We start from the raw sequence: 26063 nt of genomic DNA on the forward strand, positions 1-26063 counted from the left end.
GTTCAAACAAACCAATTAGTTTAGGAGAAATTATGGAGCTTTCAGCGTTAACCGCTATCTCTCCAGTGGATGGCCGCTATGGTAGTAAAACTACTGAATTGCGTGGCATTTTCAGTGAGTTCGGCCTTATCAAGTACCGCGTAACTGTTGAAGTACGTTGGTTACAAGCCCTAGCTAAAGCACAAGGTATTGATGAAGTACCAGCTTTCAGTGACGAAGCAAATGCGCTTTTAGACAGCATTGTTGACAACTTTAGTGAAGCAGATGCTGCGCGCGTTAAAGAAATCGAGCGTACAACGAACCATGACGTTAAAGCGGTTGAGTATCTTCTAAAAGAAAAAGTTGCAAATAATGCAGAATTAAATGCAATCAATGAATTCATTCACTTTGCATGTACGTCTGAAGATATCAATAACCTGTCTCACGGTTTAATGTTAGCAGAAGCGCGTGACAAAGTACTTTTACCTTACTGTGATGAGCTACTTGCGGCAATCAAAGCAAAAGCTGTTGAGTACAAAAGCGTACCTATGATGACTCGTACACACGGTCAGCCAGCTTCTCCTTCAACAATGGGTAAAGAGTTTGCAAACGTGTATGTTCGTTTACAACGTCAACGTCAGCAAATCGCAAACGTAGAATTACTAGGTAAAATCAATGGTGCTGTAGGTAACTACAATGCGCACTTGAGCGCGTACCCTGATTACGACTGGCATGCACATGCAGAGCAATTCGTAACTAGCCTTGGCTTAACTTGGAATGCATTCACAACTCAAATCGAACCACACGATTACATTGCTGAGCTATTCGATGCAATCGCGCGTTTCAACACGATCTTATTAGACTTCGACCGTGACGTTTGGGGTTACATTGCACTAAATCACTTCAAGCAAAAAACAGTTGCTGGTGAGATCGGTTCATCAACTATGCCGCACAAAGTTAACCCTATCGACTTTGAAAACTCAGAAGGTAACCTAGGCCTAGCTAATGCAATTTTTGCACACTTAGCACAAAAACTTCCAGTATCTCGCTGGCAGCGTGACCTAACTGATTCAACAGTTCTTCGTAACCTTGGCGTTGGTATGGGCTATACACTAATTGCGTATCAAGCAACATTAAAAGGTGTTAGCAAACTAGAAGTAAACGCTGATCGACTTCTTGAAGAGCTAGATCAAAACTGGGAACTGCTTGCAGAACCAATTCAAACAGTTATGCGCAAATACGGTATCGAAAAGCCTTACGAGAAGCTTAAAGAGCTAACGCGTGGTAAACGTGTAAACCAAGAAATCATGGCTGATTTTATTGATGGTTTAGAATTACCAGATACTGTAAAAGCTGAAATGAAGCTAATGACACCGGCTAATTACATCGGCCGTGCTGAAGCATTCATTGACGAATTAGTGTAATTACACACAAATTTAGTTTATAAAGCGAAAGGGTTTCCTTTCGCTTTTTTTATGGAAAAAATATGTTTGATTTAAAAATTAAAGCATTAACTCACGCCGAGTTTCTAAAAGAATATTGGCAAAAAAAGCCGTTATTAATCAAAGGTGGTTTTACTGATTTCGAAGATCCGATTGAGCCAGAAGAATTAGCGGGTCTTGCCATGGAAGATGACATTGAGTCTCGTCTTATCACAAACCATGACGATAAATGGGAATCTTACCATGGCCCATTCGAAGACTTTTCATTATTAACAGAAACTAATAGTACCCTACTTGTTCAAGCAGTAGACCACTGGCACCCTGTTGCTGCTGAATTGTTGGAGCCATTTCGATTTATTCCTAACTGGCGAATTGATGACTTGATGATTAGCTATTCAACGCCTGGCGGCGGTGTTGGACCTCATTTAGATCAGTATGATGTGTTCATTATTCAAGGTGAAGGTAAAAGACATTGGCGAGTGGGTATGCCTGACCCAAACCTTAAAGAGGTTGCACAAAATAAGAGTCTCCTGCAAGTTGAACAATTCAATGCAATCATTGACGAGGTCCTTGAACCTGGTGACATTCTTTATATCCCACCAGGTTGCCCGCACGAAGGCTATGCTGTTGAGAATGCATTAAACTACTCTGTTGGTTTTAGAGCGCCTGACACAAAGGATTTCTTAAGTAATTTTGCCGATTATTTGATTGATAATGAGCTTGGTAAAACGCGCTATTCAGACAAAACACTTACACTCAGAGAGTCATCTGGCGAACTCAATACTGGTGAAGTTGAAAAAATACAATCTCTCATGCTTGATGCGATTCAAGACAAAGAAGTAATCAAGCGTTGGCTTGGTAATTATTTAAGCCAGCCTAAACATGATATGGATTTATTACCATTAGGTGAACCAATCTCATCAGATGAGTTAGCTAACTACTTATCATCACATGTAATTAACAGAGCGGGTGGTGTTAGAACCTTTTACCAATTGTTTGAAGACTCGATACTTCTAAGTATAAACAGTGAAACTTTCTCACTACCAATCAACATGTTAGATGCGGCCAAATTACTCACAGACTTAACCTATTTTGAAGCTAGCAAAATTATTCCTTCAGTCACATGTTTGGAGTTTGCTGAAATGTTAACTAAGCTTATCAATGAAGGTTACTATTTTATCCAACAAGAAGAATAAAGATCCTGTATGTGCAAGCAAGCCTGACAATTAATTACTTTGAGTGCCTAGGCTTGCACATTTGATTTGAATCTTACTGGAGGACACATGGTTTACCATGTAACTAAAGTTAATTGGTTTGAGCATCAAACGCTATTAACTGAGCTAAGAGAAAAAGTGTTTGTTTATGAACTAAACTTACCTAAGAAAGTTGAGTTTGATTCACTCGATAAAAAATCTGAACACGCAATCATTTACGATGACAGTGAAACACCCGTTGGAACTGGTAGGCTATGCCCTAATGGCTTAATAAGTCGCGTTGCCATTATTAGCCAGCATAGGAACAAAGACGCCTTTTATTCTATTCTAAATTACTTAGTTGTTATTGCGAAAGAAAAAGGCTTGAATAATATTTTCATTAATTCGGTACTTGATGAAGTACCTGCTTTTGTTGAGTATGGTTTTTCAAAAAAAGGAGGGGTATTCATGGAGGCAGGAATACCAAGGCAGCAGTTATGCTGCCCTGTAAATAACTTCAATGCAGAACCTTTTACGATGCTACATTAGCCCAAAGCTGTTCGTTCTCAAATAACTCGTATAAGCCATGTGCTCTGTTAACAAGCAAGTTTGCGAAGTCTACTTGAGTCTTGTCGATAGGTTTACTTGCCATAATCCCATCAGCCTTCAGTTGCCACTGAAATGAAAAATGACGTAACACATCTCTTGCATTTTCTGCTGCACTAATTTGTACTGCATCAGTCGGCAAACGACCAGTGATAACCCAATAGGTGTTGCCATCATTGCCTTTTATTTTCCATACGGCGCACAGTGGTGGAAGAATCCTACATTCCTTCTCTAGAATGCTAACAGGGAGTACACCTTTGTCTGCTAAAAACTTTTGTGCATTACCTAAACATTCTCTTTGCCATTGATTAATTTGCGCTTCGGTCAGTTCAACCGGTGCTTTTTTTTCTTCAGACATGTTGTTTTCTCATAATTTTTCTTGCAGTCACTCTACTTCCTAACAACATCTTGTCAACATATGCGGGCAGAAAAATTTATTTATTGATTTAGTTGCACAAAAAGCATTCATTGCAGAGCTTGTCTATCATCAAATTATATTGCTTCTTGCAGCCAAACTTTTATTATTAACCATTGCCTAAGACTTTCGCTGGATCAGTTTTTGTTGCTTGCCATGCAGGGTAAATACTGGCTAAAAGTGCGAGTATTAACGTTACGCCTAAAGTGATGGCAATGTCGGTCCAAATCAGTTTTGATGGAAGAAATTCGACAAAATAGACACCTGAAAGTGGATTTTGTGTTCCCTCACCATAAAACCAGATAAAAAATTCAGGCAGATAAAGAGAGATTAAAACACCTAGCGCACTGCCAACTAGTGAACCTAGTAACGCATTACCAACACCTTTGAAGGCAAAAGTAGAAAAAATAGTACTATCTTTGGCGCCCATTGTTTTGAGTATTGCGATATCCGACTGCTTATCTTTAACTTCCATCACCATAGACGAAACAATGTTAAAACTCGCAACAGCAATAATCAAAATCACTACTAAAAATACAATAGTACGAACCATTTGAATATCTTGATATAGACTGCCTTGTGTTCTAAACCAACTATTTACATAAACTAAATCAGGTAAACTTCTGCCTGCAGACATAGCGATAGTATGAGCTTCAAATACATCCGTCACTTTGACTCTCAAGCTTGTAACTTGATCTGGTTCTAAGCTTAATACCGTTTGTAAGGACTCTAAGCTAATAAGCGCCATAGATTGATCTATCGGGCCACCCATTTTAACCATGCCAACTAAGGTCACTTTTAAGCGTTTAGGTGCTGACAGCATTGATTTCGCATTTTTGTTGGCGATTAATAAAGTAAAACTATCACCAACCGAAAGGTTCAAGCTTTCAGCAATTTGAGCACCTAAAATTACTTCATTTTGTGCCAAGTTCTTTATACTGACATCTTTTATAAACTTACCGACGCTTGAAACATCTTCATGTGACCGAACATCAACCCCTTTAATTTGAGCAGCTTTTAACTTACCTTTAAATTGAACCATACCAGTCACGTTTATTTCTGGTACAGCTGCAAAAACGCCCTGTTGCTGCTCTAGTATATTAACTTTTGATTGCCAATCATTGATTGGTTCATATGGCGCGTCATAGGTAACATGAGAAACGACAGATAAAAGCCGCTTTTCAAGTTGCTCTTCAAAGCCATTAATGACCGACAAGGCCACGATTAAAACACTCACCCCAAGTAAAACGCCTATAGTAGACGCTTTGTTTAGGATTGAAGCGAAACCCTTCTGCCTAGATTGACTAAAGCGCTTTGATAAAAACAGGCTAAGCATGACTAACCTCAGTCAACACGCCGTCATTTAACTGCACACTTCTGCCAAGTTTTTCTGCAAGCTCCAAGTCATGTGTAACAATGACAAAACTAGTCTGAAGTTGTTGGTTAAGCTCATTTAACAAATCATAAATTTTAATGGCATTTTGCTTGTCTAGATTACCTGTGGGCTCATCAGCCAAAACTAATGCAGGTTTTGTAACGAGTGCGCGAGCGATAGCCACGCGTTGACGCTCACCGCCAGATAACTCAGATGGTTTATGCTCAGCCCTATGCCCCAAGCCCACTTTCTCTAGCATACTTAACGCTTCAGAATGCGCACAATTTACTTTGACACCTTGAATGAGTAGCGGCATAGCAACATTTTCAAGTGCAGTAAATTCCATCAATAAATGGTGGAATTGGTAGATAAACCCCATGTGTTTATTTCTAAATTTAGCTTGCTGATTTCTTGATAGGTCAGCAACATTTGTACTTTTAATTTTTGCATAGCCAGTTGTTGCATGATCTAGGGTACCAAGAATATGTAATAGGGTACTTTTACCCGAACCAGAGCTGCCAACTATTGCAAGCATTTGTCCTTGCTCTAACTGTAAGTTTACACCTTTCAAAACTTCAACTTTGTTCTTTCCATCTTGGTAAACTTTGCCTAAGTTTTGACAATCAATTACTAAATTACTCATATCTTAAAACCTCAGCAGGCATTACTTTCGCAGCTTGTTTTGCTGGATAAAGGGTAGCTATAAAACTTAATAAAACACTCAATGTGGCCATGATAATTAGACCTGTTATTTCGAACTTAACGGGTAAAGTCATCCCCCCCAATAAAGACAAGCCGACCAGTGACATCACTTCGTTGATATAATTTGCCAGTAATAAACCAGCAAATAGTCCCAATAATGTACCGATAACCCCATTGTAAAGTCCTTGAACCATAAACACTTTCGATATCATCACGGGTGTAAAACCTATGGTTTGTAATATTGCTACTTCACCCTGTTTTTCTTTGACCATCATTGAAAGGCCCGAAATAATATTGAAAATTGCGACTAATACAATAAGACCTAGCAACAGAGACATCACTCTTTTTTCCATTGCAACGGCCGCAAACAAAGCCCCCTGTTGCACTTGCCAGTCAATGCTGATGTAATTTGATGTATCTAGACTAGAAAGCTCTTTATAAAAGTCTTCAAGAGAAAAAGCATCATGTAGTGAGACACTGATATCTAATTGAGATTTAGACTTTTTCCGCATTAACCTTGCTAGGCTTTTACCATTTGCGAAGGCAAGTTGTGTATCGGCTTCACTTCTTGAATTATAAATTAGGGCAACAGTAAATAGTCTTTGTGAAGGCACTCTCCCCATAGGCGAGTAAGTTGTCACCTCAGGCATTATGACTCGAATCTGGCTACCGACCTGAGCTTTTAAACTATTTGCCAAATATCGGCTAATAGCTAATTGATACTTACCCGATTGAAACTGCTTCACACTACCAGACTCAATATGACTCTCTAACTGTGAGGTCCCGCCTTCAAAAACCCCCTGTAATCTAACGCCTAAAAGTTCTTCATTGGTTTGTAGAATGACATCTGAGGTCAGATAAGATTGAACACGCTTAACTGTACTTAAATCGGCTAATTGGGTCTTTAAACTATTAGAGGCCTTTATTTCATCTTCAGGCTTTAGCTGCACATGGGGGATCATATCCAGCATGGCATTTTTAAGTGTTTGCTCAAAGCCGTTCATCACAGAGCTCACTGTTATCAAGGACATAAGTCCTAATGCGATACCTGCAATAGAAAAAAAAGAAATGAATGAAATAAACGCATTTCCTTTGCTCGCTTTGGCATACCGAAGCCCAACAAAAAGGCTAACTGGTTGAAACATATATAATAAATTAAACTTTCATTTTCTACATGTCTGCATACTACCACAAAGTCACATGACATATATAAATACTAACTTGTAAAAAAGTTTGTAAATCCGATAGTTAAAAAGAAAATTTGGTGTAAAATGCGTGAAATCTCGCGGTATGGAAGTTCTATGTTATCTCTATCTCGATATAAGCATATGAATTTAAAGGGCGATTTATTTGGTGGTGTGACCACTGCCATAATATCTCTCCCGCTTGCCCTCGCGTTTGGTGTTGCTTCAGGAGCCGGTGCTGAAGCAGGTATGTGGGGTGCAATTTTAGTCGGTCTTTTCGCTGCCTTATTTGGTGGTTCTACTTCCCTGATTTCTGAGCCAACTGGTCCAATGACGGTTATTATGACCGCAGTTTTGACCGCAATGATGGCTAAATATCCTGAATCGGGCCTGGCTATGGGCTTCACAGTAGTGATGATGGCCGGTGCTTTTCAAGTGTTACTAGGTACCTTAAAGCTCGGTAAATACGTAACACTAATGCCCTACTCTGTTATCTCGGGGTTTATGTCAGGTATTGGTGTTATCCTCATCATATTACAGCTTGCACCTTTATTAGGCCACCAAGCTCCCGCTGGAGGCGTCACTGGCACTTTAGGTCACCTTCCTGAACTCTTACTAAATATTCAGTTTTCAGAGTTGTTATTAGGCGCGGCCACATTAGCAATATTGTTTTATTTCCCTAAAAAATATCGACAATATGTGCCAGCTCAATTAGTCGCACTCGTTGCAGTGACCTTAGTTTCAGTAATCATTTTTGATACTGATAGCATTCGTAGGATCGGTGAGATACCAAGTGGCCTACCCTCTATAGTTATCCCGACTTTTACTGCTGATCAATTTCAATCAATGGTAATTGATGCCCTAGTGCTGGGTACTCTGGGTTGCATTGATACTTTATTAACAGCCGTTATCGGAGACAGTTTAACTCGAACTGAGCACGATTCTGATAAAGAGTTAAGAGGTCAAGGTGTTGCAAATATCATCTCTGGCTTATTTGGTGCGTTACCTGGTGCAGGTGCAACTATGGGCACAGTGGTAAATATCCAAGTCGGTGCGCGTTCTCCTTTGGCGGGTATTTTCCGAGCACTGATTTTAATGACGGTTGTCTTTGTAGCCGGAGGCTTGACCGAACCAATTCCCTTGGCTGTTTTAGCGGGTATTGCCGTATATGTTGGTATAAATATTCTTGATTGGAGCTTTATTCAAAGAGCACACAAATTAAGTATATCTCAAATGGCAATTATGTATGGTGTAATGTTACTCACTGTATTTGTAGACCTCATTGCCGCTGTAGGCTTAGGTGTCTTTATTTCAAATATTATGGTGATTGAACGACTTAGCCGTGTGCAATCAGAACAAGTTAAAGCCATTAGTGACTCTGATGACGATGTTCCAATGAATAAATCAGAACAAGCATTATTTGAACAAGCGAACGGTCAACTGCTCTATTTTTACTTATCGGGTCCCATGATATTCAGTGTCTCTAAAGCCATTGCGCGTCAACATCGCGATATAAGTAAATATAAAGCCATGGTTTTAGACTTGAGTGATGTGCCAATGCTTGATGTCACTGTAAGTCTAGCGCTTGAAAATGCGATTACTGATGCGTTAGATGCAGACTGTAAAGTCTTTATCTACTCTCCAAACTCAGAAACTTCTGATCAACTCCATCGTTTTCAAATTAACGAAAAACTTGGTGAAAATGCATTTTGCAACTCTAGAAGTGATGCATTAGAACGCGCGTTGGAATCAATGTAGATTTAAACGTTTTGGCACAAAATAGATTCTTTGTGTCAAAACGACTTTCAAAAACCTCTTCTCTTATAAATTAAAATCAAAAACCTTCTAACTGGCATTTGCTTTGCTTGTATAAGTCTTTGGAATATTAAATTACTGCACAAAACGAATTATTGACTTAATTGTTTATTAATTGTTGACGAAACCGACGTAAAATACGACAATAGGATTAATTTCGCTTTCAAAGTTTGTTGTAAGCAGTTTTTAAACTTGGAGAACAACTATATGAAGTTATCTTTATTAGCAATGTCGACGCTTTTTGCAACGCAATTTGCAATGGCTGATAATTTAGTTACAAACGGCTCGTTTGAAGAAAATGTGATCAACTCTAAATGGACATTGTTGAATTCAGTTAACGGATGGGAGCGTGAAGGCGCACGTTTTGAAATTCAAACTTCAAGACTGGGCATCATTAATGCGCAAGACGGCAATCAGTACATTGAGTTAGACTCAACGGCTAACCACAGTGTATATCAAAATATTGCAACTGAAGCTGGTCAAAGTTACGAAGTTTCTTTCTATTATTCTCCTCGTATCCAAGGTAATAGTTCAACAAACAAAGCTGAAGTTAAATGGAATGGTCAAACTGTACTAAGCCTTAATTCTACAACTCGCGGTTGGCAGTCATTTAACGTCACTGTATCCGCTGACTCTGATTCATCTGAGTTGCGTTTTGTTGGTACAGGCAAGAACGATAGCCTTGGCGCATTTATCGACAACGTAAGTGTGACTAAAAAGCAAGCATGCCACACAGGTATTTTCGGTATTAATAACTATGGTGACCTAGAAACAGGATACGTATACAAATTCGATCTTGAATCTAAAACTTATAGTGTAGTTGCTGGCGCACAAAACACTGCATCTAACATTGCAAGCCACAACGGCAAGTTATATTTCATGGAACAATTAGATTCAGATACTAAAGCATCTAAGCTTTGGTCACTAGATCTTGAAACAGGTTCTCAAACCGCTGAAGCAGATGCCACTTCATGGCCTATCTATCGTTCTGCAGTTACAGCTGATGGTCAATCTCTGCGTGCTACCAGCAAAACATACATGTACGACTACGACTTGCAAACTGGCGAGAAAACCGTTTTAGGTAAAATGCGTTATTCTGGTGACAAATTCTCACACGGTGATGTTGCCTATTCTGCTGATAACAACACACTTTATGTGTTAACTGGTAAGTCTCTTTACACGATAGATGACAGTACTATGGCGCTGACATTAATCGGCCATCACGGAATTAATTGGGCATCTGGTTTGGCAATTTCTGACAACGGTGCTCTATACGTATCAGGTCGTGTGTCAGGAGAAAACGCAAAAATTTACAGTGTAAATCCTCAGACAGCGGTTGCAACCTATGTGATGGATGCACCTGAACACATTAATGACTTAACGTTTGTAGACAACTACTGCAACTAAATATTCATTAGAAAATAGCCAGTTTTTACTGGCTATTTTTTTGCGCCAAATCTACCTTAAAATTCCTTTCAAAACCCTATCTATCGAGCATAAAGAGTTTGTTAATTATGTAAAAAGGCCCTAATTATCCTTAAAGGTTGATAAACTGCAACTCGTAGCTTTAACTTCAGTTCCACAAAGAAGCCTATTACTTTTGGTTCTGCTAACAGCAGTTTAAACTCCTCTACACTTGGATCAGTTTCAACCTCAATCTATTTGAAATAAACCCAGTAACATTGCTTAAAAAGAAATCTACGCCATCAGACTATAATCTTCAGAAAAATAAAGAGAATTTACAGATCTATTTTGTGTGAGTGCAAGCCGTTTTAATTAAGATTAGCCGCTGTCATTTAATTTTTTATTTACAGCTTAGGTTATTCAAGTTTGGGCTTAACATTCTTAATTGGTTACTTTAATGAATTAATAAACATAAAAAAGCCCCAACAAATGTCAGGGCTGAATTATAAATTTTTATGTTTAAGGGCTTTGTGATTAATACAAACTTGCTTGGCTTTACTTAATCGTATTACCTATTTCAAAGCTACATTTACAAATACCGCAGTCATTAATACAGGGCATACAAAACGAACATATTGCGCAAAGTAATAATGGAAACCGCTACTTGCTTCTAAAAGCTTATTGCCTCTTTGCCACATCCAGCCGACTGTCAAAAAGTAGAACAGTCCCATTAAAGGTAATTGATATTGTGTGAACACACTGATAATCAAACCAAATAGCCATTCAAAATTAAGTATAATCGTCGTTGAAACCAACATAATCACTAGAGTTACCCAAATTGTGGCACTTTTTCGTTTCAAACCATGGTTTTCCACTAAAAAAGAAACGGGTATCTCAGTAGAAGATATTGTAGAAGTTAATGAAGCAATAGACATAAGTACGAAAAAGGTTAGACCTACAAATAGGCCTATTTGCCCCATATTCATAAATAGCTCTGGCAATACAGCAAAAATCAAGCGGCCTTCCCCGATCAGTTTACCATCTTGAAAAACCTCAACGCCACTTTGCTGCGCAACAAATATTGCAGGAATGATTAATAAACCTGCAAGAAAAGCAACACCAGTATCAAGCAAGGCAACACTCGCAGTTAATTTAGGTAAATTTTCATTTGGTTTTAAATACGAGCCATAGATCATCATGCAGCCAACCCCTAATGAAAGTGAGAAGAAAGCTTGACCCATAGCAGCAATAACCAAATCAGGATCTGTTACTTTTGAAAAATCTAGTACTAAATAAGCCTTAAAGCCTTCTATAGCACCGTCAAGCGTTGCCATATAACCAATTAAACCTATAAGTAATAACAATAATAAGGGCATTAATCTTCTCGACCATGCCTCTATACCAGACTTAACACCTTGCAAAATGATACTGGCAGTAAGCAACAACATAAGCGGGGTGAAAATGAAATTCCGCAATGTTGAGTCACCTTTTAAGAATTCTGCGAGTTTATTTAGTTCTAATAGCCTTGCAAGTGGTTCAAGTGAAAAGGACAGCATCCAACCAGCAACGATCGAATAAAAACTTAACATCACAATGGCACCACATAGGCCAACATAACCTGCAGCAGCACCCACTTTAGGATTGCTATCCTGCCATGCTTGTTTAAGTGCTTTAACTGGATTAGATTGTGCTTGGTGACCTATGTACAACTCAGTGTACAAAGCTGGTAATGCCAAAAGAAATATAACCACAAAGTACACTAATAAAAATGCACCACCACCATGGTTTGCAGCTTGGGTAGGAAAGCCCCAAATATTTCCAAGCCCTACAGCAGCACCAGCTGCTGCCAAAACAAAGCCTAGGCGACTTTGAAAGCCATCACGCAATTGAGCCATTTTGATATCTTTATGTTTTTGTTATAGACACGTGAGTATACGCAAGTTAAAACCCTTTGCGAAGCAACTGAGTTTAATAACATAGAGTTTATAGTTATGGTACTGACACTTTCTATCAAAAATTTGCATTAAAAAAGCGAGCTGAGTATTAATGCTCAGCTCGCTTGATAGAATTTAACAATGAAACGCCTTCTTAACACGCTTCTAGCAGTTGCGCATGTATCGACTGAACAACGTTATCTGATTCACTTTGTTCAACTAAAAAGCACAAATTGTGTTTACTTGCACCATGGCAAATTAATCGAATGTTAAAGTTTTTAAGTACATTCATAAAATTCACTTCGTGTTGACGAAGCTGGATCTCAGAACCAATCAGGGCAACCAAGGTCAGATTTGTCTCTACAGTTACATGACAGAATTCACTCAACTCTTCTAAACACGCTTGATCAAGTTCAGGTCTAGATGAACTCAATGCATTATCAAGTGTGATGGCAACACTGATCTCAGAAGTAGTGACCAAATCCACCGAGATATTATATTTACTTAAAATGGTAAAAATGCGTGCCAAAAAACCACTCGCCAACAACATTTCTGGGCTTTTAAGTGTCAACAGTATTTGGTTCTTTCGTTGTGTTACAGCTCTGATCCCAGCTTTTGATTCGGTTTCTTTTTCAATCCAAGTACCACCGGCTTGAGGTTCGCGACTAGAACCAACAAAGACCGCTATACCGCTTCGACTCGCAGGCAAAATGGTTGCTGGGTGTAATACCTTTGCACCGAATGTGGCCATTTCAGCCGCTTCATCAAAGCTCAATCGAGCAATCGGTGACGCTTTTTTACATAAACGAGGATCTGTGCTGAATATGCCTACAACATCTGTCCATATCTGTACGCTTTGTGCACCTATCGCTTCCGCCAATAATGCGGCGCTGTAATCTGAACCACCTCTGCCTAGCGTGGTTGTTTGCCCATACGTATCACTGCCAATAAAACCTTGTGTTACTAATACTTTGTCTGCAAGTTGTGGCAATAAATGCTGCTCTGCTGCGTTTGCAGTTGCACTCACGTCAGGCGTCGCTTTCCCAAACTGGTTATCAGTTTTAAGTACTTGGCGTACATCAAACCTATCAGCAGCAACCCCTTGATTACGTAATACTTGAGTGAATAGAAAAGAGGATAGTCGCTCACCGAAGCTAAGCATTTCATCACATTGCTGTGCACTTAACGCAGGTAGTTCAGCAAGCTGTTCAAACTCGCTAATTGTCTGAGAGAAGCCGATTGCTAAGTCTGCATCTAGTGTCAGTTTTTCTAAAATGGCGTCCTGGATATCAAGTACAGCTTTAACCAGAGTTTTACGCTCTGCTAAATCAGCTTTTTGCTGAGTTAGTGTCACTAGGTGATTAGTAACACCTGCACTGGCACTCACTACTACAATACGTACTTGATTATCATCATGAATAATTTGTGCACAGCGATGCATTGCTTCAAAATTGGCGACACTTGTACCACCAAACTTAGCAACTGTGAACTGGGAAGTCATTTTATCTCCTTTATGAACACTGTGTGTTCAACATCAATAAGGAGAACTCGGCAAGAATATACGGATAGATTTGATATGCTCATTGCCAGAAGCTCTCCACCATAAATCGGTGACAGTTCCGAGGATTCAGCCTCGTAAACCGAAAAATAACAGCGACGTACTGAAATTCTTCTCGGCGAACACTTCCCTCACTGACTGTCATCGGTATACGTCACCTCAAACCAGCTACCTAAGTTTCGCGCCTCTTCTGTTTATTTTGCGTAATCTAAGCTGAACTTAGGCAAAATAAAACCCGCACAAACGCAAGTTTGTGCGGGTTTTTAAAAAGTAACTTTTAGACGTCTAGGTGTCAAGTACTGTTTTAACTAATTTGTACTTAAAGCTTCTAAATCATCATGCCTGCGTAATAAGCACCTACATAACCTACTGAATAAGCTATAAGTAGATAAAAGAACATACGTAAGTAGCTAACAAATGTAAGAGCTTTAACCTTGTTCATTGCAATAATGCCTGCGGCAGAGCCGATGATTAGCATTGAACCACCAACCCCCGTTGCATAGGTAAACATTAGCCACTGCTGTGTAGACATAGTGATATCAGCTTTTAAAAGTGCCGCAGTTAAAGGCACGTTATCTACTGCTGCAGACATAATACCAACAATATAATTCGCATACTCGGGTTTAAGGTAATCATACAACTGAGTGAATTTAACTAAGAAACCCACTTCTTTTAGTGCACCTACCACAAGTAAAATACCAACGAAGAACAGCAGCGTGTCGTATTCTATCTCGCGAATGTAGTCAATAATTTTACGGTTTACGTCTTTTTTACGCATTAAGAACTGAGCAACTAAGAACATCAGAGACAAGCCAAATAACATGGTTAATAAAGGTGGCACTTGATACTCAACACTCAAGAATAAAGTTGAAAAGACCGTTAATGCAAAAATACACGCTATTGTTACATCCGTTTTCTCAATCCGACGTGTTTGTTCTTTTTCAAACACAATCGTTTCATTCATGCCAAAAGACAGCAATGTAGCCAACACGACTACGCTCACAATCGCTGGAGTCACGAGCAATAATAAGTCTGGAATGGTTACTTTATCGGCAAGAAATATCATAAGTGTTGTCACATCGCCTGTGATCAATGATACTCCTCCTGAGTTGACACTAAATATGATTAAAGTTGCATATTTAATAAGCTTCTTTGGGTCTAATTTCAGCGACATAACAACAGCTAATGAAATGAGCGTTGCTGTAATATTGTCTGAAATTGACGAAAATACAAAAGCGGCAATGCCAACCAGGAACATGAGTTTACGTTCGCTGATTTGTGATGGCATGACACGGTGCACGATATTTTGTATAAAGCCTTTAGAGTTTAGATAAGCAACGAAAGTCATGGTGGCCATTAAAAATAGCCACAAGGTTGCTATCTCTAATATGTTGTGGTTTAGCTCATGTTGCACATTTTCTGGGCTTTGACCATGTATCGGAGAGATAAAGGCGATAATCCAACATAAAGTACCAAAAAAAAGTGTAGTTTTGGCCTTGTTTACATGGATTATATCCTCTATAACGATGAGCACAAAAGCTATCGCTATCAGTGTTAGGATTATAGTAGTAACCATAATGCGTAAACAACCTGTGTTTAAAAATTAACAAAAATGGTGGGTAACGTAAGTCGGCGCAGATTCTAGCATTATAGGTATATGTAAGCTATCAATATAAGTATAAAATACGGTCTTTTTTCACAAAAAAGACACAAAGTGGAAAAATATGATCCCAGCGAATAAAGTTTTAAATACGCTCACTGAACACTGGTCTGCCATTGAGCTTTTGTTTAAACGTTTCAAAATGACTGATTTCAGCATCAAAGACGTTCAAAACATCATAAAAAACAAAAATCCTCATTGGAAAAGTGACAAAATATTCAAGGAAACTAATAAATTATTAAATCAGGAAATAATCATACCACTGGCTAAATCGTCACAATTAGAAATCAACAGAGCGATTGCAGAGTTCATCAGTTTTTTATTGCAAGAAGAAGACTTAGGACTCGCTGCAGAAATAACGGTTTTGGTTACTGATCTGGAACGACTCGGTAACCGCCTAGCACAATCCGGTGAAGATGGAGACTTTACTGAGTTACGTCGCTTTAGCCGCATTATGGACGAGCGAGTGCGTAAAATCGTCAAGCTGTTTAAACACAATGAAAACGCCATCTTTAACATTGTAGAGCAAGCAAAGTCTGATACTAGCCATGTTTCACTTCAAAAACGTTATAAAGCCGTGATAGAGGCATTCGACGAATATATTGAGCCTATGCTGGAAATGGTCGATATTCGAGGTGACTTTCATCGCTGCTTTAACCGCATAGAAATGCAAATTAGTGCTCAGATAGAACACATTGAACTCTTTGGCCGTGGAAGTGTTGATAAGCGCATGCTAGAACAACTTCGTACTCGTATTCTTGATATGCACCTAGTTGGTCGAGAAAGTCTGCGTAAGAGTGCTGATATGCTGATGCCATTGCGAGAAGAACTAAGACGTAACAACCTGATTACCCGTCAGGCATCTAAAGTTCTAGGTCTTATTCGTAAAAACGGCGTTGATCGAACAATTAGTGCCGTACAGCCTGAGTTTGTCTCTGATATTCAACGTTTTTCATTAGGCCAACAACGCCACATGGTTGCCTATATGGCAAGCCTAGTAGAATTTGAGCATGACGAATACGAACTCCCTGATCAAACCGACGTACCAGCCTATCAAAGCCCAAATATTCCAGATTACAATAATGTAAGAACAACTTTCGCAAAAACAGGCAAAAAACGAACGGCGATTTTAGGTTTCTTATCTGAACAGTACCCAGATCTCGAAGCCGATGAAATGCTGTTTTTATATCAAAAGTTAATCAACGATACAGATCTCGAATTACAACAGGACGAACAGCGTACAAGCGTTTCTATTTCGGGACAGACATTCAAACTGTATCCATTTAATGCCGCCAACAAGCAAGAACAAAAGAATGACAAACATTAATTTAACTGATTTATCAGAATTACAAGCCATCAATAAAAAATTGGTTAGCGGGTATCACATCAGCGAGCAAGACACCACCTTATGGCAGCAACTAGACCAAAACATTGATGCTTACCAAGCCTTATTTACTGCGCTAGGCCATGACCTTATTCATGATCCCCGAGGCTTTTACTATTTAGGTAGTGACGAGAGCACTCCAAACATGGGGAAGATTTCTCGTGCCATTGCATTAACTATCTATATTCTTATCGAGCATTATGCTAACCAAGGTAAAGATCCCCTTCGTGCCCTATTTAATAACATCGGCGACTTAGAGCTAATGCAAACGTTGGTACAAATGAATAAACATCTGTTTGACCAGCTCGAAATTTTTTCAGGCTCAGAACTTCGCAAAGACGTGTATTTACGCATGGTGCGCTTAGGGCTGGCTAAAGAAGTTGAGCAAGGCTTTATATTACTCGCGCCAGTTTATAGATATATAGATGCATTAATGGAAGTAAATGATAATAACTTTGACGAACTCGAGGAAGAAGTATGAGTAAGTTATATGGATTAAGTAAGCTTGCACTGTTAAATACGGCGGGCTATGCAAAATGTGTGATCCCGCTAAATAAGAGTGCCTCTATTTGTGCGCCGAACAATACTGGTAAAAGCTCGGTGATTAATGCGCTGCAATTTCCGTTGATCAACGACCTGCGTTTAACTGAATGGGATGGTCACGATTTAGAAGAAACACGTAAATTCTACTTCTCAAGCGATCAAAGTTACATTTTACTTGAAGCCAATCTACCCCACGGTGATGTCGTCATCGGTGTTGCAGGTTTAGGCAAGATTGCAGGTTATGCCCACCAGTTTTTCTGCTACCCGGGTAAGCTAGATTTAAACGACTTCACGCAAGACAAAAGTATTATTAAATATACCAAGCTGTTCAATCACCTTGAGAGCAAAGGCAAAAAAGCGGTCGAGTTAAAAGCACAAGAGCTAAATGCCCTACTCATTGGTGGCGCAACGCAATTTGATGGTGATATTAACTTGAAAATGATCCCATTAAATAACGTGCAGGATGCGTCTATTTATAAAGAGATTTTCAGACGAATTTTGAACTTGCATAAGTTAGGTGCTCAAGACGTAAAACGCTTTATGCTGCGTGTATTTGAACGTCATATGTCAAACTCAAAAGTCGATTTTTATGAAGTATGGCGTCGCGCTTTTGATAAAGTAAACCACTCTCGTCGCGAACTTGCTGCCCTTGAGTCAATGCAAGAGCCCATTGCAGCCCTTGAACAAATGCTAGATAGCGAGAGCGGTATAAAAGGTAAACTTGCCGCCTACGCCCCTAAAATTGATATGTCACTGGTTGAATTTGCCGATTATCAAGAATCACAAATGAGTGAGCTTGAAGCTCAACTAGAAGACATAGAGCAAGAAAAACACGACTTCGAACAAAAACAACAACTTTACTTACAACAGTCAGGCGACATTGCCCGCCGCCAAGCACAAATTGAGCAGTGGTTTATTGACTACTCGGCCCTTAAAACTGAGTTTGAATTAACCAATCACGCGACCTTAAAAACCAATCTGCAATTACTTAAAAAAGAATACGAGCAGTTGTCGTTTTCTATTAATAGCGCTCAAGGGCAAAGCTTACATACCCTTGATTATCGTATTAACGAGAACAACAAGCAGATCAAGAGTCTGAAGCTGCAACTTAAAAACCTTGAGTTCAATTTGTTTACTCGTATGCGTGAAGATCTGTCTTTAAAAGAAGTAGAAGAAATTTCTCGTATTTTGAATCCAGATATTCTGAGCTTTGCGACGACTAGCCAAGGTGAAGTTGACATTCATGACGAAGACGCCTTCGGTGAGTTCTTAGCCAACTTATCTAACAGCGTAAAAGGTGGTGAATTAAAACTGCCTGGTGCAACCATTAAGCTTAAAAAGCTCAGCCCTGTGCAAATGCAAAGTGGCGAGAACAAAGCGCAATTAAAAGCGCAGTTAGAGTCTTTACAGCAATCGTTAGTCGAGCTCAAACAACAGCGTGAAGTTGCAGCAAACGTTGTACAAAAGCAGCAAGAGCGTGATGCCTTATATGACGAACTAATGGCGCTAGAAGCAACACTTAAACGCTTTGAACAATACCAAACCATGCTGCAATCTGTTGAAGCACAATCACTTCTCAAAGAGCAATTAGATGCTGAGCGAGAGCAAGTAGACAGCTACCTTCAAGATATTCAACGCAACGCCAGCTCAATCTCAGATAGGCGTTCAATTATCTTATCGAAGCAAGACTTAATTAAACGTCAAGGGGACCGATTAAAACAGGTTAAATCTGAGCGTATTGATCACACACTAGACATAGTGAGCGCGCAACAAACGCCTTACCCTGTTGAGATAAATCTCGATTTCGATAACTTGGCTGATGTGATCCATCAGTTCAATAAAGATTGCCATGAGCTGCGTAACCTAGCTGTCAACGTGCGTAATACCTATTTGCATATTTACAATGCGGGTATCACTAAGTTTGATAATGAATCCGATGAATTTACTAAGTATCAGAAACTTATCAGCGCATATCATAATATTGACAATGAACGTGACGCGGTTGAGAAACAAGCACGTGTTGCCCTGACTGAGGTTGCTGCAACCATTAAAGGCCTTCGTGAAGATTTAGATCGTTTACGTCGTGAAATGAACAGCTTTAACAAAGGGATCAGTCAACATAGGATCTCAAACTTACAAGCGTTTAAGATCAACGTGATCCCTCGTAAGATGCTGGTTGATTCTATCGATACCATTATTAGCACGTCTGACAGTTATGAAAAAGGTGACAACCTTGATCTGTTAAGTGACTCACCTACTGACGAAAAAGCTGTCAATGCAGCAAAAGATCATTTAATCAAGCTCGCAAGCGAAAAAGCCGGTTTAACACTTACCGACCTATTCGATATCCGTTTTGAGGTGGTTAATCGCGCCGGTGAGACTGAGCATTTCGATAAAATCGATTCTGCTGGTTCTAACGGAACACGTATTACAATCAAGCTGTTATGTGGTATGTTGTTCATTCGTTATCTATTATCAGATCAGGAACAGACTTTGTATCGTATTCCTATCTATATAGATGAAGCGGCAGATATCGACCCGCAAAACCAGAAAGCCATTATAGAAACTGCATTGAGTTTCGGCTTTGTACCAATTTTTGCTTCGGTTAAACCGCAAATCAGTTGTGACTACTTAGTGCCAATCCGTAGTGTAAAAGATGGCAGTCAGAACTGGGTTGACGAAAAAGATTGGATTGAAGTGGAACATTCTGAGGCCAGTTAGGTCTCAGAAAGCAAATAACATTATCAACTGGGATGGAAGCCAGAAACTAGGAGAACGCTATGTTAAAGCATTTATTTATTGCAGTATTACTCACACTCGTTGCGGCTTGTGGAAGCACACCGGATTGGGATTATGACACCTCGGTTGAGTTTGCTAACTACAGAACATTTTCATGGTCAGAACATGCTGATATTAAAAATCACAGCAGTGACTATCAAATTAATGACTTAATGGAAAAACGCATTCGTAAAGCCATTGTTGACAATTTATCTTCACAAGGCTTCAAGTTTGTGGAAGCTAAAAACGCCGATGTATTAGTAAATTATCATGCGTCTGTCGATCAAAAATTAGAGTCAGACACAATGCAAACCACCTACTCTGCTCGTTGGAATTACTGGGGCTGGGGTTATCAAACTCAAACTACAACACGTGAATATGATATCGGCACTCTTGTAGTTGATATTGTTGATGCTAAATCAAATCAACTGGTTTGGCGTGGTGCAAAAGAAGGTCGCTTACGTAACAAACAAACGCCAGAGCAACGCACTGAAGCGATTAACAAAACGATAGCTGAGATTTTAAAGAACTTTCCACCAAAAACTCAGTATTGAAATAAAATATAAGTAAATAATTTCGAAAAACCACAATGTTACATTGTGGTTTTTTTATGATTATTAGCAGCCGTTTCTAGAAGGTAATAGCTGAGGTATACAAAAAGCATCACATTGGTCACTTGGTTGATTAGGGTCAAAAAAAGTTAAAATAGTACCGCCATTGATTTGAGGCGTCTGTGCTTTTGCAATGCTCTTTTCGTTAAAAGAAAGGTTTTTTACTTTTTTCTTTGATAATTTTAATTTCATCTATTTATCCTTAATAGTTATTATTTTGCTTGAAAGCAAATTTAAGATAACTTATTTAGGAACAAGCTTCAACAGCATTTAAATATTATCGTTTTGTCATTTTAAATAACAAAGCCAGCATGGCTGGCTTAAAATATCGTAAGCTTTCGAACCGCTTTGATTATTTTAGTTTGTTTTTATACTTCTCAAACCACGCAAGAATATTGCCGACCTTTTGAATTAAATTACTTGGTCTCGCTGCGATACCATGGGATGCCTTTGGTATCCTTACCATTGCTGAGTCAACTCCTCGAAGCTGAAGCGCTTGATAATACTGCTCAGTTTCACTCATGGGTGTCCTATAATCAACTTCACCCGTCAACAACATGGTTGGCGTCTTCACATTCCCTACTAATGATAGAGGCGAATGTTTCCATAAATGATCTGCCTGCTCCCAGGGCACGCCTGGCATCCAATACTCTGCAAAGTAAGGATATGCATCAGCTGTCAAAGCAAAACTCAACCAATTAATGACAGGCTTAGCAACAACCGCAGCTCTGAATCTGTCTGTATTTCCTATCATCCATGCTGTTAAAACACCACCACCAGAACCACCCGTTACGAACAAGTTATTTTTATCAATAAACTCTTTACGAACCATTCCATCAACAACATCCATTAAGTCATTATGATCTTCAGATGGATATTTATGGTGAATTAAGTTTGCAAAGTCTTCACCATATGAAGTACTTCCTCTTGGATTTGACCAAACAACTACATACCCTTTAGCAGCCATTAATTGCACCTCGGTACTAAAGTTTGGACCGTATGCAGTGTGAGGACCACCATGGATCTCTAGTATTAATGGGTATTTTTTACTGCTGTCGAAATGAGGCGGTAACGCATACCAAGCTTGTATTTCACGACCATCAACAGACGATTTAACTGTTAAAGCTTTAATGTTGGCTGTTTTTTTGTGACCCAGTAAATCCTCGTTTAAATTCGTGAGCTTTGTAAGTCTTCCACGTTTAGAAAGCAATGCAAGATCAGCGGGTCTATGTGAATTAGCTTGTGTAAAAACAAGCTGATTATCATTAGTTACAGCGAACTCACCTGATGTGTAAGGCCGACCTAGAGATTGGCCACCTAATTTTGCCAATTTGGTCTTTATTTTTCCTTTAACTGACACATAACCAATATATTTCTGACCATGGTCATCGTAACTAAAGTAGACTCCTTTGCCTTTACTATCCCACTTTGGAGCGTTAATTGGCCTATCTAAGGATTTTGTTATATTTTTTTGCCTTGTACCATCTATATTCATGATGAATATATCGTAATTTTGACTCGACATTTTTTTATCATTAAAGCCGAGAAACGCAACGCGCTTGCCGTCAGGACTTATTAAAGGACGTGTCTCCAGTCCTGGTTTAGATGTGATATTAACTGTCTCACCAGTCTCGATGTTGATTCGATAAATATCAGACTCTCTCGACCTAGACTGCCAATCTTCATGCCTATCAGCTGAGAAAAGGATATTTTTACTGTCAGGTGTCCAGCTTAAAATGCCTTCGTGATTATATTGACCCTTTGATATTTGTCGGACTGTGCCACCTTCTGAAGGCACAACAAATATATGTCTATTACCCTTTGGTAATATGCCTACGCCATCGCTTCTATAGCGTTTCTGATCAATATAAGTTGCTGTACCAGCCCATTTTGCACCTTTTGGCTGCCTTGGCATCTCATTGAAAATACCTTTGGAAGGCATTTTTTTAAACATTGTAAAAGCAATCCACTGTCCATTTGGGGACCAGCTAATATTGCTAATACCACTTTGAACCTCTGACACTCTAGCTATATCACCTGTGTCTAACCACTTTACATAAAGCTGGTTATCTCCTTCAGAGTTGCTGACATATGCAACACGTTTACCATCAGGAGAAAATTCTAAAGATCTATATTGAGACTTACCTGATAAAAAAGGTCTATGAGATCCATCTTTTATATCGAGTGACCATAAGTTAGTTCTGATCCCATCGCTCATGATATCCATTGCACGGCGTTCATATATAATCATACTGTTATCAGGGCTCGTTTTAGGTGACGCTGCATACTCAATATTAAATACGTCTTCATATTGCCACACTGACTTATCATCTGTTTTAGCTGACATTTCAATGCTAAATGTACTTGCTAAAAAAAGTGTCACTGGGAGTGTGATTTTTGACTGCATTTCAATTCCTTAAATTAACATCTCAAATAATTTGTTTCGCTTCATACGTAATTCACAAAGTGTAATCCTCAAATGAATATACTTCATTGCATTTTGCAATGAGAACGATAGACTCAACAAATACAATTGATAACTAATATCATTTAAAGAGTTAGTTACATATTTTTACTTTTTATAGGTGAAAATGAAAATGTTACAATATAACATAATGAAAGTTTTTCAATCTAATCTCGTCAAGGATCCATAATTAATGGCATTACTATTTCCAACGCTAGCTGTTTTAGCGTCTACAGCATCAGTACCAATTTCTGAACAACAAGAAGTAGAAAAAATAGAAGTTAAAGGTGTAAGGTCTCGGCTAATAGAGTCTGGCGCTTTAAAAGATGATATTTCTAAAACTGAACTCTTATCAGAAGATTATATTAAAAATACACAATCATCGAGCTTGGCTGATGCGATTAAAAATGCCATTGGTATTCGTGTTTCAAATGAATGTGCTATGTGTGGTGCCAAACGTATCATGATTAATGGCCTCAAAGGTGAGCATACCAACGTACTTGTTGACGGCATACCTATGCACACCATGATCTCTGGATTCTATGGTATGGATTCTGTTGCAGCAGCGGGTATCGGTCGCATTGAAATTGCTCGAGGTGCTGGTGCTTCTCTTACTTCACCAGAGGCAATTGGTGGTACTGTAAATCTAGTAACCAGTGATCCGAGTGAAGAAAAGGTAGAACTAGACATTGCCACTGGCAGTAATGGCTATCGACTCGTGTCTGGCATGGCAACGGGCATTAGTGAAGATGGTCGCACTAAAACTATTTTGATTGGGCAATACGACAATAAAGACCAATTCGATGGCGACAAAAATGGCGTTAGTGAAAATCCAGCCCTAACAAATCAATCTCTAACTTTGAGTTTGTCTCATGATATAGATTATTCAAATAATATCCGAGTTCGTTTAAATCAAACTCAATCTGAGGTATTTGGCGGTCCAGTATTAGGAGATACAGCAACCAGCGTTTCTGCAACTTTAGCGAGTGTCAACCTTGGCGAAGCTGATAGCCTATTTGAAGGCAATGATGTAAGAAATCGCTATGTTGGTAATGCATGGGAAACCGCTGAATGGGTAAAGACAGATCGTGAAGAAGCAAGCATTAGCTGGCTACATGAGATTTCTTCTCGATTAAATATAACCTCAAGCCTTGCCTATGTCGATCATACGCAAGACTCATTTTATGAAAGCACAGATTATTATGCTGAAGATACGATGTTCTATACGTCAATTCGCTTTAATTATGACTTAAACGACAAGCATTTATTAACGTTTGGTATCGATCAGCGCAAAGAAGAAATGCGCTCGGCTTCTGCTGCGCTTGAAGGGACTGAAAACTATGTCTCTGATAGTTTTGACTACGATACAACAGGTTTATACATCCAAGATACTTGGTTACCAAACGAATATTTTGAAGCTTCGGCCGCCATCCGCCTTGATCAAATAAAGGCTGATTTTGTTGACTCTAGCAAGCCAGGTGTTGAAATTGACAAAACCATTATTTCTCCGCGTGTTGATATGCGTTATTTCCATAATGAAACATTAACTTCACGCTTATCATTTGGTCAAGGGTACCGTGCTCCCCTCTCATTCTTTGAAAGCGATCACGGAATTTTAGATTCTGGTAAAGGTTTCTTGGTCGAAGTGAATCAGCCTGAGCGCTCAAAATCAGCTACTTATTCACTGAGCTACGAAAAAGAAACATTGACTGTTACTGCCTCTGCAGCACATACAAAAGTCGATCATCTAGCAACACTCTCTGAGAATGAAGAAGGTACGCCGCTTCTTACTCAGCTAGCAGAAACAGCGGCCGTCACTGCAATAGATATCTCTGCTAATTATCAGGTAAATGATGATCTGACTATTTACGCAATTGCAGAGCAATATCACTATGACGATACATTCAAAGCATCATTCGGTATTGCACCAATAGAGAAAAGAGCGTCGATTAGTTCTGACCTACACTTTAAAGGTTGGGAGATTATCTCAAGTGCAACCTGGGTAGCGAGTAGAGACCTCACTGAGTACGGCTATGAGGGTTTTAACGACACACGAGCGCAGTTTGCAAAACCAACTACGGCTGAAAGTTACATCACTGTAGACATGAAAGTATCAAAAGCAATGTCTGAAACATTCACATTATATTTTGGTGCCAGTAATTTATTTGACTATAACCAAGCAGAGGATATGGGCAGCCCGCTTATGTTTGACGCCGAAGGTGGCTACGATGTTGTTTACATTCACGGCCCACTTCGCGGAAGAATGGCATACGCTGGTTTAACCTATGAATTTTAAAACAGCCTCTGTACTGTTTTTACTGTTTTTTGTTCATAAAGCTCATGCATTTGAGTTTTATGAACTGGCTATGCTGCGTCTGAATGACGCAGCATACGGTAAGCAAGAAACATTATCTCAATTTAAAAACCAGCCCATCATTGCGTCATTTTTTATGCCAAACTGTAGTTGGTGCGAAAAACAGCACAAAGCTTTAAAATTGCTCAAGACTCAATGCCCCGAAGTCAGAAGTATAATGATAGGTATCAATGGTAATAACAGAGACCTGAAGCGCGCTTTAAGAAAGAAGCATAATGATTTTCCGGCGTTTGTTGGTCACCCTGAAATAGTTAAGGCTCTAGGAGGAAAACCACCAGTTCCAATGGCTTTAGTTTTTAATAAACGCGGAAAATTAACTTTTTATACCCAAGGTTACAACTCTGCAAGCACGCTTGAAAACCTAGTGAAAGAAAACCATGTCTCATCGTGTAAAAATGAAAGGAGAACCAAATTACTTTGATTTTACTTTCATATTAAAAAGAATTCAGGTTTGTTTTATCTTCTTAAATAAGGTTACTATGAGCTGCCTTACACCACAGTCAACGTGAGTTTGGGTTGTAGCAAAAATAAAAGGTTATTAGGTAAAGATAAGCGCAAAAGCAATACTCAGAGTCTATAAACAAAATCATTGCTGAGATTTTGACAAATTTCCCGCCAAAACCTCAACATTGCTTTAAAAAA

20 protein-coding genes and 1 riboswitch are annotated in these 26063 nt (G+C 39.1%); of the genes, 11 read left to right on the top strand and 9 right to left on the bottom strand.

Annotated elements, in window-relative coordinates; genetic code table 11:
* Positions 1–32: 32 nt before the first annotated feature.
* The 3 genes from purB (at position 33) to ACGHEH_RS10690 (ending at position 3163) form a co-directional block, all read left to right on the top strand.
* The gene (gene purB, locus ACGHEH_RS10680; RefSeq protein ID WP_349287343.1) at positions 33–1403 is read left to right on the top strand and encodes an adenylosuccinate lyase; all 1371 of its coding nucleotides are present in this window, start codon (positions 33–35) and stop codon (positions 1401–1403) included.
* A gap of 62 nt (positions 1404–1465) precedes the next feature.
* Complete coding sequence (locus tag ACGHEH_RS10685; protein WP_390444996.1) at positions 1466–2617, top strand: JmjC domain-containing protein; 1152 nt, start codon at positions 1466–1468, stop codon at positions 2615–2617.
* An 87-nt stretch (positions 2618–2704) separates the two neighbouring features.
* Positions 2705–3163 (top strand): GNAT family N-acetyltransferase, encoded by a 459-nt coding sequence (locus ACGHEH_RS10690; protein ID WP_390444999.1) that lies wholly within the window; start codon positions 2705–2707, stop codon positions 3161–3163.
* Here ACGHEH_RS10690 and ACGHEH_RS10695 read toward each other — a convergent pair.
* From ACGHEH_RS10695 to ACGHEH_RS10710, 4 genes are all read right to left on the bottom strand, one after another.
* On the bottom strand, positions 3147–3578 hold the full coding sequence (locus tag ACGHEH_RS10695) for a DUF4826 family protein (RefSeq protein ID WP_390445002.1): 432 nt from the start codon (positions 3576–3578) through the stop codon (positions 3147–3149). The two genes, ACGHEH_RS10690 and ACGHEH_RS10695, sit on opposite strands and share 17 nt — an antisense overlap.
* A gap of 166 nt (positions 3579–3744) precedes the next feature.
* Positions 3745–4971, bottom strand: coding sequence for a lipoprotein-releasing ABC transporter permease subunit (locus tag ACGHEH_RS10700; RefSeq protein WP_390445004.1), 1227 nt, complete (start codon positions 4969–4971; stop codon positions 3745–3747).
* Positions 4964–5653, bottom strand: coding sequence for a lipoprotein-releasing ABC transporter ATP-binding protein LolD (gene lolD / locus ACGHEH_RS10705; protein WP_390445006.1), 690 nt, complete (start codon positions 5651–5653; stop codon positions 4964–4966). Before lolD ends, ACGHEH_RS10700 begins: the two co-directional genes overlap by 8 nt.
* Positions 5646–6857, bottom strand: coding sequence for a lipoprotein-releasing ABC transporter permease subunit (locus tag ACGHEH_RS10710; RefSeq protein ID WP_390445009.1), 1212 nt, complete (start codon positions 6855–6857; stop codon positions 5646–5648). The genes lolD and ACGHEH_RS10710 overlap by 8 nt, the downstream gene beginning before the upstream one ends.
* A gap of 156 nt (positions 6858–7013) precedes the next feature.
* Here ACGHEH_RS10710 and ACGHEH_RS10715 point away from each other — a divergent pair, with 156 nt between their 5' ends.
* Both ACGHEH_RS10715 and ACGHEH_RS10720 read left to right on the top strand, forming a co-directional pair.
* The gene (locus ACGHEH_RS10715) at positions 7014–8654 is read left to right on the top strand and encodes a SulP family inorganic anion transporter (RefSeq protein WP_390445011.1); all 1641 of its coding nucleotides are present in this window, start codon (positions 7014–7016) and stop codon (positions 8652–8654) included.
* A gap of 264 nt (positions 8655–8918) precedes the next feature.
* Positions 8919–10118: a DUF642 domain-containing protein gene (locus tag ACGHEH_RS10720; RefSeq protein WP_390445013.1), complete on the top strand. Its 1200-nt coding sequence runs from the start codon at positions 8919–8921 to the stop codon at positions 10116–10118.
* A gap of 569 nt (positions 10119–10687) precedes the next feature.
* Here the strand turns inward: ACGHEH_RS10720 and ACGHEH_RS10725 are convergent.
* The 3 genes from ACGHEH_RS10725 to nhaD all read right to left on the bottom strand — a co-directional run bounded on the left by ACGHEH_RS10725 (position 10688) and on the right by nhaD (position 15183).
* On the bottom strand, positions 10688–12010 hold the full coding sequence (locus ACGHEH_RS10725; RefSeq protein WP_390445016.1) for a sodium-dependent transporter: 1323 nt from the start codon (positions 12008–12010) through the stop codon (positions 10688–10690).
* 193 nt (positions 12011–12203) lie between these two features.
* A complete protein-coding gene (gene lysC / locus ACGHEH_RS10730; protein ID WP_390445018.1) occupies positions 12204–13550 on the bottom strand; it encodes a lysine-sensitive aspartokinase 3 in 1347 nt (448 codons plus the stop codon).
* 81 nt (positions 13551–13631) lie between these two features.
* Positions 13632–13805, bottom strand: a riboswitch (Lysine riboswitch).
* 130 nt (positions 13806–13935) lie between these two features.
* Positions 13936–15183 carry a sodium:proton antiporter NhaD gene (nhaD, locus tag ACGHEH_RS10735; RefSeq protein WP_349287354.1) on the bottom strand — a complete coding sequence of 416 codons (1248 nt, stop codon included), beginning with the start codon at positions 15181–15183 and terminating at the stop codon, positions 13936–13938.
* 148 nt (positions 15184–15331) lie between these two features.
* Here nhaD and ACGHEH_RS10740 point away from each other — a divergent pair, with 148 nt between their 5' ends.
* From ACGHEH_RS10740 to ACGHEH_RS10755, 4 genes are read left to right on the top strand one after another with little or no spacing between them, the layout of a single operon-like run.
* Positions 15332–16594: a hypothetical protein gene (locus ACGHEH_RS10740; RefSeq protein ID WP_390445022.1), complete on the top strand. Its 1263-nt coding sequence runs from the start codon at positions 15332–15334 to the stop codon at positions 16592–16594.
* Positions 16581–17132 (top strand): hypothetical protein, encoded by a 552-nt coding sequence (locus tag ACGHEH_RS10745; protein ID WP_390445025.1) that lies wholly within the window; start codon positions 16581–16583, stop codon positions 17130–17132. Before ACGHEH_RS10740 ends, ACGHEH_RS10745 begins: the two co-directional genes overlap by 14 nt.
* Positions 17129–19915: an ATPase gene (locus tag ACGHEH_RS10750; RefSeq protein ID WP_390445027.1), complete on the top strand. Its 2787-nt coding sequence runs from the start codon at positions 17129–17131 to the stop codon at positions 19913–19915. The genes ACGHEH_RS10745 and ACGHEH_RS10750 overlap by 4 nt, the downstream gene beginning before the upstream one ends.
* A 59-nt stretch (positions 19916–19974) precedes the next feature.
* Entirely contained in the window at positions 19975–20526 is a 552-nt protein-coding gene (locus ACGHEH_RS10755; protein WP_390445030.1) for a DUF4136 domain-containing protein, read from the top strand.
* A 63-nt stretch (positions 20527–20589) separates the two neighbouring features.
* Here the strand turns inward: ACGHEH_RS10755 and ACGHEH_RS10760 are convergent, their stop codons facing one another.
* Complete coding sequence (locus tag ACGHEH_RS10760) at positions 20590–20775, bottom strand: hypothetical protein (protein ID WP_390445032.1); 186 nt, start codon at positions 20773–20775, stop codon at positions 20590–20592.
* Positions 20776–20935: 160 nt separating this feature from the next.
* Positions 20936–22990: a S9 family peptidase gene (locus tag ACGHEH_RS10765; RefSeq protein ID WP_390445035.1), complete on the bottom strand. Its 2055-nt coding sequence runs from the start codon at positions 22988–22990 to the stop codon at positions 20936–20938.
* Positions 22991–23240: 250 nt separating this feature from the next.
* On the opposite strand from ACGHEH_RS10765, the gene ACGHEH_RS10770 reads away from it, so the two are divergent.
* Positions 23241–25343 carry a TonB-dependent receptor plug domain-containing protein gene (locus ACGHEH_RS10770; protein ID WP_390445037.1) on the top strand — a complete coding sequence of 701 codons (2103 nt, stop codon included), beginning with the start codon at positions 23241–23243 and terminating at the stop codon, positions 25341–25343.
* A complete protein-coding gene (locus tag ACGHEH_RS10775; RefSeq protein WP_390445039.1) occupies positions 25333–25842 on the top strand; it encodes a peroxiredoxin family protein in 510 nt (169 codons plus the stop codon). Before ACGHEH_RS10770 ends, ACGHEH_RS10775 begins: the two co-directional genes overlap by 11 nt.
* The last annotated feature ends 221 nt before the right edge of the window (positions 25843–26063 follow it).

It is taken from the genome of Pseudoalteromonas sp. MTN2-4 (genome assembly GCF_042848605.1).
Taxonomy (GTDB): domain Bacteria; phylum Pseudomonadota; class Gammaproteobacteria; order Enterobacterales; family Alteromonadaceae; genus Pseudoalteromonas.